This window comes from Thermosynechococcus sp. FA-CM-4201, from assembly GCF_054689355.1.
Genome location: NZ_CP079920.1, coordinates 721,327 through 733,890, shown reverse-complemented (window position 1 = coordinate 733,890; position 12,564 = coordinate 721,327). Strand labels below are relative to the sequence as shown.

Below are 12,564 nucleotides of genomic sequence, written 5' to 3'. Positions count from 1 at the left end.
TGATTTTCCAGTTAGCAGGCAACTCCCTTAATAATTTGCATTTCCTCTGGAGTTAAACCGTATAGTTTCGCTACTATTTGATCAATTTCTCGCTCCCATTGATCTACTCCCTGTCCTTTCGCTGATATGCACTGCTGAACTAGTCTCTCAAGGATGGTGCGATCTTCTAAAGTTGGGTTAGGGATAGGAATTTTTTCAAGATTCTCTTTATAAGCCTGTAAGTAACCATTTTGCAAGTCAGTACATAGCTTTTTCAAGTAATACCAACCGATTGAGGAATTGAGAATAGATGTCACATACTCATCTGCCCCAGCTATGATGTGCAAAGCATTATTTACAAACAAACCATTTCTATCAAAAGCAAATGTTGGCTTATCCATGAAAATTCCTAGAATTATCTTAGGTTGCTCAAACTCCTGCCAGTAATTTGCTCCCCATCGCTGGAGTGCATACCATTCATATCTAATCCCTGTTTCTGATTTATTTCTTGCTGACAGTTGAGGCTTAAATTTGAGCATATGTTTATAAATTGCTGGATAAAGTTTACTAAATTCTTCTTCTGCTCTCAATGATGCACCTGTAATGCTGATGTCTTGGTGTAATGGGAAATGCCAAGGAATGAATAATAGATACTGTTCCGCAAATTCAATACTCCACCGTTTTACATCACGCCCTCTCAAAAAAGGTTTAATCACTTCTGCTGAGGATGGATGCTCGGCAATCAGGCGGTCTCTGGTAGCACGATCGATTACAAAAGCTTCATTACAGCCTGTTTTGATACCATAGTAAAACCTGCCATTGACGTATTCCCCTAAAGGTTTGCCTGCTTTTCTCAGTTTGTCGAGCAGTGCCAATACTGTACTTGATTCTAGTCGCCAGCCATCGGCAGTTAATTCCTTTTGATTAACAGTGAAGTGCTGAGTTTGGAAGGTAGAGGCAAAGTTATTGAGGTCAAATTCGGGCTTCCATGTTAGGGCTGTAATTGATTGCTGGTTAGGTTTACACTTCTTGAAAATCAAAATACTAGGATAGGCAATCGCTTCAAATACGCTAGTATCGCCGAAGTCAATGATGCTTTTAATAGTAGCATTTTGACAGAGAAAATCCCGTAGTTTTTCCCCGTAAGCAGAACGGAAGTATTTATTAGAGGTGATATATGCCAAATAGCCATTTTCCCTGAGTAGCCTAAAGCCCCGCTCATAAAAATAGACAAAAAGATCGGCAGTACCTGTGTAACAATCATACTCTCTTTGTAAGGCTGGTTTTAATTCTTTAATCTGTTCTTGGCGCACATAAGGCGGGTTGCCAATGATAATATCAAATCCTTCTCTAATTCCAAACATCCACTCAGCATCAAAAAAGTTAGCTGAGGCATTCTGATTATAGGGATTCCATTTCGCTAAAGTATCACTAGTGGCAGGTTCTAAGCCTGTTTCTGTGAGTAAGCGGGCAATTTCGCAGCGTATTTCCTCATCCCGTTGGCGATATTTCATCTTTGTCTTAGGTGTGCGGGCTGTAAAGTGTTTTCTGCGAATTTCTTTTAATTCTTGCTCTAGGGCAATCACCCCTGGACTCCTTAAATTGAGTTGGCTACTGATTCCTATCAAAGTATTTGCTGATACAAATTTAGTTTCTAGGTTAGGTAAGGGTAGGATTCCTCGATTAGGGGCATGATCATTTACCTTTTGCTCCACAATTAGAGAGATAAAGAATCTAAGTTTCGCGATCTGAACAGCAATAGGTTGAATATCTACACCATAGATGCAGTTCTCAATGAGGAATAGTTTGCGGGGGTAATCCATTTCATTGTTGGCAAAGTCTGCTTCTATTTGGGCTAATCTCTCTTCAAGTTGCTGGATAGCGGCTAATCTTGCCTCTTCATAACTGATTTTTTGTGCCTGCTGAAGATCGTTTAATACAGGTAAAATTTCTCGCTCTCTTTGTTGTCGTTTCCAGCGCGCATTGTTAGGGTCTAATTTGCCCAAAATGAAAACCAATTTTTGTAAAATACCCATCGGAAATGCACCTGAACCTACGGCAGGATCAAGCACTTTCAAGTTATCAATTGCAGAAATAAGTAAATCAGTTGCCTCTGGATCATCGGCAAAGGGATTGGTAGGAGTGCTATAGTCTAGCAGTTGTTCTAACTTCTCCCGATGTTGTGGTTTACCAGCAATCTTATCTTCTAGGTAGAGTAATAGAGACTGATTGACCATGTAGTCCACGACTTCACGGGGTGTATAAAATGAGCCTGTTTGTTTGCGGGCTGTAACTTTAGTTTCAGGGTTATATGCCGCTAGTAAGTTTTCAAAAACTTTGCCTAATAATTCTGGATCAAGAGCAATTTCCTCTTCTATGGGAGTGTTTTCAGTAATAGTGAACTTATAGCGATTAAAAATATCAATCAATCCCCGTACTTTATACCTCTTATTTTTTGTACCATAGGCTTGGTTGAGATCAACTGTTTGTTCCTCAGAGAAGAAAAGATAGTTAGGTACTGTTAGTTTATTGTCAGGGCGATCAGAAAAACCATCTATGCGTACTTGTTTTTTGGTTTGTGGATCAAGATAATCCAAGCATTCAAACAAGCCACCATTGAGAAATGGAATAGATTCAAACAACTTTAGGGCTTGGTCAGCATTGCGGAATAGGTCTTCGTAGCGATAGACATTGTGGATCATGTAATGCTGGTCTTGACCATTGCTTCGACTCTTGCCTCTAAATTTACGATTGTCAGGTTTGTCAGGGGTGTTCATTTCTTGGTTGAGAGTGGCAAAAAAGAGGTTTTGTAGAATGGCTTTGTAGTAAGTAGTGGCATTTGCATCATCTAGGTCAATTAGATTCTGCAGGTAATCTTTACGGAACAGTTCATCAGGTACAAGTGGCTGACCATCCTCTCCCTTCTTCTCTTTCAAGAACCAAATAAAAATTAGGCGAGTGATTAATCTAATCAAACTGGCAGAGTCTTTCCCTTCCTCATCCTTTGGTGCAGAATCAGGAAAACAAACGCATTCTCTTGCCCAAAAGTACCAGTTGGAAATTTCTTGAAAAAACTGTTTATTTAATTCTGTAATGTTGAGTGTATTTTGCCATGCGCGATGTAATTCAACAAAATTAGTGAATTTATATTTTTTGTGAAGCTCGCCTAGTGATAGGTCAAACAAAATTTCTATGTGGGCACGGTGGGGTCTAGCAATACTAACATCCTTAATCAGGGTAACTTTGCGTAGGACATCTTTTGATTCATCCCGCTTGTTTATCTCTCGATCGATGATTGCTAAGGAAATTGTTTGACCATACTTAAATAACACCATCACAGGCATCGCAAATAGTTTGTTTACTTCACGGGCGATGGTGGCTAGTTTAGTACGGCTGTGCTGACTGCCTACTAATTCAATAGCTATAAATAGATAAGATTCAATGATGGTATTGTCTACTCTGCTCTGTTTACTAAAATCTAGCTTAGCCTGCTCATTACCAGTAATTTCATCTTTGGTAAGTTGAAATACTAAATCAACAAATTGCCAGTCTTCTGTAGATATTGATTTCTCTTGTGCAAATTGCTCTATGAATGCTGATGGAGTAGGAGCTTCAAGGCGGATAGATTTGTTTGTGCCATAACCCAGAGTATGGAATAGGTTCTGGGTACAGTCCGCTAGGTTATCTGTGGCAAATCGCTGGATTGCCCTTTCTATCTCTTGCTTTAGTCTCATTTCATTCATTGCGTTACTCCATTGGTTGTCTGGGAACTAAGCTTTACTAGATGCTTTAGTATCTGGGCTACTCGTATGAGGTTGCAATCGCTATCGGAAAGTAGAGTAAAGTTGTGGGACAAAGCAAATTCATTGCCTAGCAGTTTCACAAAAAGATAATCATAGCCATTAGTTACCATGCCAAAAATAGGACTATTGCAATCGGGACGAGCAGACATATAGGCGAGGGCTTGGGGCACAGCCCGTAATACACTAAAACCACTGCGTTTACCTTCAATCACCACTAGCCAAAAGTGATCCCGAATGGTCAGCGCATCTATCCGCCCCTCTAGGTTGATTTTGCCTTCTTCACTATCAATTTCTGTTTGGATTTCTACCCATGTTTCGCCTCGAATCCGATAGGGTGGGTCGCACAAACCTAGTGCATCCAATAGAGGGGATAGCAAAATAATGTTTAGCGTACCTTCACTAACTTCACTTTCTTCTAAGTAGAGTAAATACCTTTGGGATAGACGATTTAACGCCTCTGTTTCCCTATCAGTTAGCGGTGGGGTTTCGGATTGCCACTCAGTAAAAAAGCTAGGGTTTGCTGATTTAGTGAGACCTAACTTGGTTTCTACATCCCGAAAGTTGATGATTGCTCTAGCGATCGCTGTTACAGTAACCATTATTGTTCTTCATTAGACTTGATCACTAACCATGTAATTAAATCAAATTGAGTAGAGTCTGTCACTTGGTGCTCGTGGTCTGGCAGGATAGCACTGCGGCTGGTGGTCAGTTGGGATAGCGATCGGCGTTTGAATGTATTGGCGATTGATTTTATCGCTGATTGCAGTAATTCATTGTATTTGGTCATGTCTCTTCCCTGTTCAGTTTCTCTATCAAACAGACTGCACAGTTCTTCGTAGGGGGCGGTATGATGGGCGCAAAGTAGGCGGTAGATTTCTAAAATTTGTTTTGGTTGGGCAAAGTTATAGCGAACGATTCGATCCTTCTCCAGTACATATACCAGAAAGTACGGTTGTAGAGGGTTTACCGTCTCTTGATTTGTAGCGCTTCTTTGCCTTAAGCAGAAAATTACACCGGGAGCGATCGTGCTGTAGTTAGGATTAGTCGGTACGACTGCATACAACCCAAGGGGAGAGGATTGCAATAATTTGCGGTTACTTTCTATATAATTACTCAACTCGATGCGAAAGTCATCTAAAGTGAAGTCGGTCAAGGAAATACTCTCATTGAAATCCTCTAAGTCTAATACCTCTTCCCGTAGGCGAAGAAGTTGTTGGTCTCGGAACTGTAAGTCTGCCTTGATATTATCTAACAAATTATCATCACCAGTGGCGGTGATGTCCACCAGTGCCATCCGTGCTTCTACCCGATTTTTCAAGTCAATGTATTTATTTAAGTCTTCAGTAGCCCAAAAGTTTACCATCTGTACTGCTGTGTTTAGACTACCAATGCGATCAATTCGTCCAAATCGCTGAATCAAGCGTACAGGATTCCAGTGGATGTCATAGTTGATTAAGTAGTCACAGTCCTGTAAATTCTGCCCTTCAGAAATACAATCAGTGGCAATTAGTAAATCTATTTCACCATCTTGAGGCATACTAGAAATACGCGATCGTTGCTTGGCGATGGGAGAAAAATTTGTCAGAATATGATTGTAATCAGCCTTGCCAAAGGTAGTGCGATTGCGGGATGCATCTCCTGTAACTAGAGCAATATGAATTTTTAGTTCTGCTCTAGCCCATTTTTCTAAAGCTTCATACAAGTAGCAAGCGGTATCAGCGAAGGCAGTAAAAACTATGACTTTACGATTAACATTGCCCTGTTTGTTGATGGTAGGATGCTCTACTTTCTGTTTGATCAGTCGTTTGAGTTCTGCTAATTTTGCATCTCGTTCTACAGTAACTACCTTGGCTGAATTATATAATCCCACTAATTGATCTTTGTCTTGTTCTAAATCTCTTAACCAAGTCTCTACATCCAAATGGGCTAGTTTGTAGATAAAATTTCCCCCCACCTGCATAGCATCATTAAGTTCTTCATCATCAGTTTCGCTATCTAAGTATTTTGTAATATCTACTTCTAGCGATTGAAATTCCTTAAGTTTCTCCTGTAATTCTTCTATTTTTTTAATTGTTCTATCCATTGTGATCGCAAAGGATGACACTGAGCTTTCTAGGCGTTTGAGAAAATTAACTTTCATCATGCCAATTAGATAATGCTCCCGATCGCTCTGCTTAAACCCTACCTTATCTTTGTCGTACAGAGATTGATATTCTGGCAGAACGTATTTAGAGGGATTAAATAAAGAAAGTTGATATTTGGAGATTTCATCATTTATTTTGTCAAAAGAGGGGAAACGCCCGCCTGTATCAATTCGTGGATAGACAGAAATAGGTTGTAGTCTTTCAGGGAAACCGCCTAACTGAGAAATAGTCTCTTGGTAATACTGCTGGATATGTTTGCGAGAACGAGCGATCGTTAGCTCATCTAGTAACTTAAAAAAGCTGGGGCTAAGTTTTTCTAATAAGTCTCTAGTTTGACGGTTGGGATCCTTTGCCCAATTAGTGAATGTGCGTTGAGCAGATGCTAGGGTATCTCGCAGGCTATTGATACCCATAGATTCACGGAAGGCATCGTCTCTTCCCTCAGTTAGAAAGTACAATTGATTACGCAAGTCTTTGAGATCGTTATTAACAGGTGTAGCTGACAGTAGTAATACTTTGGTTTTGATCCCTTGTTTGATAATGTCATCCAGCAAGCGATCGTATCTGCTCTTGCGAATTATGTTGCCATCTGCATCCCGACGACTCCTTGTGTTATTGCGAAAATTGTGGGACTCATCAATCACTATTAAATCATAGTTTCCCCAATTGATTGTTGCTAAATTTATATCGCCTGAATATCCAGTATCACGGCTTAAATCAGTATGGCATAGGACAGTATAGCTAAAGCGGTCTTTAACAAAAGGATTCAGTTCACTGTTATTTTGCACTTGATAAATTGTCCAGTTCTCCCGCAATTTTTTTGGACAAAGCACTAGCACCCGATAATTTAGTAGTTCAAAGTATTTAATGATTGCTAATGCCTCAAATGTTTTTCCTAGACCCACGCTGTCTGCAATAATACAGCCGTTGTGGATACGCATTTTGTTGATGGCTCCCTTTACTGCATCTTTCTGAAATTCAAAGAGCGTTTTCCAAATCTCTGTATCTATTAGTTGGCTCTTGGCAGTGAGTAAGCCACTTGCATCTTGTTCACTGAGAAATTTCTCAAAAATATGAAATAGTGTCTTGAAATAAATAAACTGGGGTGCATGATTTTGATAGAGTTGTTCTAGGTACTGTAAAACTTCATATTTGACATCTTCTACTAGTTCATCGTTTTGCCATATCTCGTCAAACCATGCCTTCAGGTCTTGGCGATCGCGATCGTCATTCACAATTAGATTTAGCTCTATGTTATTCCCGTCTTGACCTAATCCTAATCCCCGCACAGTGAAGTTAGAACTACCTATGATAGCTTGCTCTACTCCATTGCGCTCAATGTGATACATCTTTCCGTGTAGTAGGTTGGCTTGCTTGATCGAACGAATTTCTACTTTTTCCCTAATCCATTCGGCGCAAGCTCTAGCAAGCGGTTTCTGTTGTAGGTAATTCTGTAACTGTAAGCCTTCGTCTGTAATCTGAAATGACTTCTTCTCTGTCTTTTCTGGATCAAGGGTATTTATAAAATGGGGTTCGCCAAATAAAAATCGCAATCCTTCAATGCTTTGTAGTTGTTCCTGTAAGGCATCAAAGGCATAGATTGTGAAGTAAGCTGAAACGATTGCTAACTTTGAGCCGTCTTGAATTTTCTCCCTTAAGAACTCCCCTACAGTACCACGATCATGGTTGTCTCTGATTCCCGAATTATAGTTTACTGACATAAAGAAGCTAAAATTGTTGGTATTGTGAGGTAATAAAATTATGCTACTACATAACTCTGCTGATGGTGGCAACCACAAGGTCAAGCTCTTTCAGGTCAATATTGAAGGCTTGATGCTACCCAGAAGTGCTGAATCCTACAACAAAACTTAACATTCTAAGCCACACGTGGCTCTGGCTGCCAAGGGAAGCTGCAATGCACTACCGTATCTTGCGTGACGCTAGCCATACACCGCCGACTCAGTTCCAGTTGTACATATCGTAACTTATCTAACAGCTTCCTCCTAAAGTATTCAGGCGTATCCACTAGCTCTAAACTTAAATACGCAATCAATACCATGTATATCTGGTTTACTACTTCATTGGTTCAGATCAGCGATCGCCCCAATGATAAACTGCAAACGAAAGAGTGTCGGAGATGCCCTCGGTGACGCGCCCAAAAATTATTGTCCTAGATGATGACCCCACCGGTTCACAAACGGTGCACAGTTGCCTGCTGTTGACCCGCTGGGATGTGGATACCCTCTGTCGCGGCCTCACCGATCCTGTGCCTATTTTCTTTATCCTTACCAATACTCGTGCTTTGCCAGCAGAAATCGCAGCAGAGGTCACGCGCACAGTTTGCTGTCATTTGAAAGAGGCGATCGCCCAAACCGGCACAACCGACTACATCGTTGTCAGCCGTTCCGACTCCACCCTACGCGGCCACTACCCCCTTGAAACCGACGTGATTGCTGCTGAACTGGGTCCCTTCGATGCCCATTTTCTGGTCCCTGCCTTTCTCGAGGGGGGGCGCATTACCCGTGATAGCCAGCACTATCTGCTCGTTGAAGGTGAGCCTGTGCCTGTCCATGAAACGGAGTTTGCCCGCGATTCCGTCTTTGGCTATCACCACAGCTACTTACCCGACTATGTAGCCGAAAAGACCCAAGGGCGCATCCCCGCCGCAGCCGTAGAGCGTTTTGTCCTTGCCGATGTGCGCAATCCAGAGACCCTGCGCAGTCGCTTGACGCAGTTGACCGGCAATGTGTGTGGGGTTGTCGATGCCGAGAGCCAAGCAGATTTAGACCAATTTGCAGCGGCAGTGCTTGAGGTGGCCAGTCAAGGAAAACGCTTTTTGTTCCGCAGTGCTGCAAGTTTACTGACTGCCTTGGCACAATTGCCCCCCCAGCCCACCCCCCCAGAGGCAATGGCCACCTATTGCCGCCCGGGTCGTTACGGTGCGGTTTTAGTGGGTTCCCACGTGCGCAAAACTACTGAACAACTAACTGCTCTGCTAGAGGAACCGAGTGTGTTGCCCATTGAAGTGCCGGTAGCCCGATTGCGCGACAGTGCAGTGGCTGAACCTGACATCATCAACGAAGTCTTGGCGGCAGTGGATCAGGCGATCGCCCGTGAGAAAACCCCCGTCATCTTTACCAGTCGTGAGGAACTCACCTTCGCGGATGCGGCGACACGGTTAGCCTTTGGGCAGCGAGTCTCGGAAGTACTGATGGCGATCGTCCAGCAGTTGCCCGCCGATTTGCGCTATTTGATCAGCAAGGGGGGCATCACCTCCAACGATGTGCTGAGTAAGGGCTTAAACCTAGCCACGGTTCGCCTCTTGGGGCAAGTGATTCCGGGTTGCTCCGTGGTACGCACCGGTGCTGATCATCCCCGTTTTCCCGAATTACCCGTGGTGCTATTCCCCGGCAATGTCGGCGATCGCGAGGCACTGCGCACGGTCTATCATCGCTTTCAGGGCAGTGGCACCGCAGTTTAGGAATGATTACTCACTCGCTTGAATCTAGCTGAGTTCAGGGTTTAGAATGCAGTTGTAACAATAATAAACAATTTTTAATCTTTCCCGATAAGTGAATGAGTTTAGTCAACACGGTTGGGGCTAGATCAACGGTATGGCGCTGGCTGCTGCCGGTCTTGGTGGTGCTGGTGGTGGGCGGCGGTTGGGGGTTTTCTCTCCTGTTGCCCCTGCGGGATCCCTACATTCAATCCGTACGGGCGGCGGTGGGCGATCCGAGTCGCGGCGAGCAAATTTTTATTCTCAACTGCGCGGGCTGTCATGGCATTGATGGCAAAGGCGAAGTCGGCCCTAGCCTCGTGCAGATTAGTCACCGCCGATCGCAGGCGCAACTGATCCAGCAAATTATCAGCGGCAACACCCCTCCCATGCCCAAGTTTCAAGCCCAACCCCAAGACATGGCCGACCTATTAAGCTACTTGAAGACACTCTAAAACTTTTGACAAGAATGGGCTTTAGCCCGCCGCAAGCGGCTACGGTTTTAACCTAAGCAGTGAGGCGCTTTCTAATTTGCTAAAATTGAGTTGTTTCCACGTTCAGTTAGAGACGTGCAAACTATCTACAAAGTATCTGGGTCTCAGGTCAGTCCCAGTAGTTGGGGTTATGGCTCCCCCCATTGGGTTAAGCCCGATGTAGCTCAGTGTGTAACAACACTGAGAAGCCGCCGTCCCTTTAGGGCCTGCGGAGAGTCACAAAAATCTCACAGGGAAAGCCAGTATATTAAATTGAAAATTGTGTTATCAGCATTACCAATTTCGAGCATCCTTTGGTGGGAATGGAAGAAGCCTTTGCGGTGGGCGATCGCGTTCGCCTTGTAGAATTGCCCCCCTATGTGAAAACAGCGGAGCCAATGCCAATGTTGCGTCCCGCCAGTATCCTCACCCTCGGTGAAGAAGGGGTGATCCTCGGCCAGCAACCGGGGAACTATTGGGTTGTGCGCCTAGAGCGGGGTGCCTTTTTGCTGGAAGCCAAGTATCTCAAGCGGCTGTAGTGCCTTCGCTGCCATGGCTCCGCTGCTGTCCCTGTGCATGATTGTCAAAAATGAAGCCCATCAATTACGGCGTTGCTTGCAGTCGGTTCAGCCTTGGGTGGATGAAATCATTATTGTGGACACGGGTTCGACAGATGAGACGATCGCCATTGCCCGTGAATTTACCCCCCATGTCCATGCCATTGTCTGGCAAGCAGATTTTGCTGCCGCCCGCAATGCCTCCCTGGCCCACGCAAGCGGGGAGTGGGTCTTTTACATTGATGCCGATGAAGAATTGGTGGTTACGGATCCCCAGTGGCGAGACCAATTGACGGCTGAAAGTGCCAATACGATCAATCAGTGGAGTCTGCTGCGCCGTGAACAGGCGGCGAATCTCAACTGGAGTGAGTTTTGGAATGTCCGCTTTGGCCGTCGCTTTCCTGATCTCCACTTTGCCGGGGCACTCCATGAGCAACTGTACTATCGGGAGCGGCAGGCAGTGGTGGGTCAGTTGCAGGGGGTCTATCTTATTCACCACAACCAACAAAGCCAAGACCAGTTCCTCGCAAAAATTCGCGATCGCAATATCCCCATCCTGGAAAGAATGGTGCAGCAGGGCGATCGCCGACTGCAAAACTTGGTGTGCCTTGGGGATCACTACGCCGCCTGTGGCGATGGCGATCGCGCCCAAGCATGGTACGAACAAGCCCTTGAGCAGATTGCCCCTGTCGTCGAACAGGGAGTGTTGCCGAAGGACACCACATGGCTGCGTCATCTCCTTTTTTGGGTGAGCTACCGCGCCTTTACAGCCAAGGACTACGAAACAGCTCAGTATTACCTCAGCTATGGCCTACGCTTCTTTGATCGCTATCCGCCCCTGCTCTACGTGGCGGGGTTACTCATCTTTGAATTGGGCTTGCATCGGGGAGCCTTGCCCTACTTTCACCGCTGCTTAGATCTCTTTGAGCAGGGAACCTACGATCGCGCTGAACCCTTCGATCGCCAGTGGCTGACTACTCAGCCTGCCTACAGTCTGGGTTTTACCTACATGACCCTTCAGGAGCGCAATCGCGCCATTGCCTATTTTCAAAAGACCCTTGAATTTAACCCTGACTATCCCCCCGCGCAGATGTACCTGCAACAACTGTTGACGGCATCGGCAAATCAAGGGTAATGCGAGTACCCGCCCCGGCTGCTGAGCGAATCCACATCCGTCCCTGAAAGCGCTTGGTAACAAAGAAGGCCTTCGTCAGCCCAAAGCCACCCCCCATCGTGCGGCGATCTTGAACGTTGGAGCCTCGGTAGCCAAAGCCAACCACCTTGGGAATTTCCTCGACGGGGATGCCACAGCCCGTATCCTCCACCACAAACTTGAGATGATCGGCCGTTTGAACCAGTCCGGCAATAATTTTGCCCCCTTGGGGAGTATATTTACGGGCATTGGCAATCAAATCTCGCATCACATCCTCAAAGACGGGGGGCATCAAGACCGTGCGACCATTGGGGGTTTGAATGTCAAAGGTAAGAAAATAATCCGAAGCTTCCTGAGCGGCAATATTGTGGAGAATGCGGTAACGCCCCTTACTATTTTTCTCGATGGCTTGGAAGACTTGCTCAAACTGAGCCTGCAATTGCTCAATGGGTACCTCGACCCAAGCGGTGGGTGCCTTTTCGCGGGCAAGGAGTTGCTGCACTCGTACCTCCACCACATCAAAGACCGATTGGATATTGGCTACTGCCTCCTGCACATCAGGGGTTGTGGCTTTGTCTGGATGCTGGGCTAGTGCAGTTTCAATGTTGCTGGTGATGGCTGCCCGTAGATCACTGATTTGCTGTAGATAGGCTAAAATCGTCGGGCGATCGCCCAACGCATTGACAAGTTGCTCTAAGCTTTTCAGACTGGGCTGCAATACGTCCCAATCATCGAGTTCCAGTTCCAAAAATTGCAGTTCCCCCAGCAAGATATTCAGGGTATTCAAGACACTGTGCATATCCAACAGGGTTTCCTGCTGACTGGAAAGGGGGGGCGCCTCAGTAATTTCTATCTCCACAGGGCAACAGGATTGCGTACTCATTTCAAACCAACCTTTTCCTTAAAGTTATCAATACTGCTTTCGGCTAGGGTTTCCTTTAGCCTAGGCCAAATTTTTG

General features: G+C 45.0%; 8 protein-coding genes. 4 read left to right on the top strand and 4 right to left on the bottom strand.

Features of this window, described 5'->3' with window-relative positions; genetic code table 11:
• Positions 1-11: 11 nt before the first annotated feature.
• The 3 genes from KV190_RS03550 to KV190_RS03540 are packed head-to-tail and all read right to left on the bottom strand — an operon-like array spanning position 12 to position 7,647.
• Complete coding sequence (locus KV190_RS03550; RefSeq protein ID WP_460194626.1) at positions 12-3,722, bottom strand: Eco57I restriction-modification methylase domain-containing protein; 3,711 nt, start codon at positions 3,720-3,722, stop codon at positions 12-14.
• The gene (locus tag KV190_RS03545) at positions 3,719-4,381 is read right to left on the bottom strand and encodes a type I restriction endonuclease subunit R (RefSeq protein WP_460194625.1); all 663 of its coding nucleotides are present in this window, start codon (positions 4,379-4,381) and stop codon (positions 3,719-3,721) included. Before KV190_RS03545 ends, KV190_RS03550 begins: the two co-directional genes overlap by 4 nt.
• Entirely contained in the window at positions 4,381-7,647 is a 3,267-nt protein-coding gene (locus KV190_RS03540; RefSeq protein WP_460195207.1) for a helicase-related protein, read from the bottom strand. Before KV190_RS03540 ends, KV190_RS03545 begins: the two co-directional genes overlap by 1 nt.
• A gap of 416 nt (positions 7,648-8,063) precedes the next feature.
• On the opposite strand from KV190_RS03540, the gene KV190_RS03535 reads away from it, so the two are divergent.
• The 4 genes from KV190_RS03535 (at position 8,064) to KV190_RS03520 (ending at position 11,587) form a co-directional block, all read left to right on the top strand.
• Positions 8,064-9,407, top strand: coding sequence for a four-carbon acid sugar kinase family protein (locus KV190_RS03535; RefSeq protein ID WP_460194624.1), 1,344 nt, complete (start codon positions 8,064-8,066; stop codon positions 9,405-9,407).
• A gap of 95 nt (positions 9,408-9,502) precedes the next feature.
• Positions 9,503-9,877, top strand: a complete 375-nt coding sequence (locus tag KV190_RS03530) for a c-type cytochrome (RefSeq protein WP_460194623.1) — start codon at positions 9,503-9,505, stop codon at positions 9,875-9,877.
• 341 nt (positions 9,878-10,218) lie between these two features.
• Positions 10,219-10,434: a regulatory protein SipA gene (sipA, locus tag KV190_RS03525; protein WP_206200898.1), complete on the top strand. Its 216-nt coding sequence runs from the start codon at positions 10,219-10,221 to the stop codon at positions 10,432-10,434.
• Positions 10,435-10,447: 13 nt separating this feature from the next.
• The gene (locus tag KV190_RS03520) at positions 10,448-11,587 is read left to right on the top strand and encodes a glycosyltransferase family 2 protein (protein WP_460194622.1); all 1,140 of its coding nucleotides are present in this window, start codon (positions 10,448-10,450) and stop codon (positions 11,585-11,587) included.
• On the opposite strand, the gene KV190_RS03515 is transcribed toward KV190_RS03520, so the two are convergent.
• Positions 11,517-12,488, bottom strand: coding sequence for a sensor histidine kinase (locus KV190_RS03515; protein WP_460194621.1), 972 nt, complete (start codon positions 12,486-12,488; stop codon positions 11,517-11,519). The genes KV190_RS03520 and KV190_RS03515 overlap by 71 nt on opposite strands.
• Positions 12,489-12,564 lie beyond the last annotated feature (76 nt).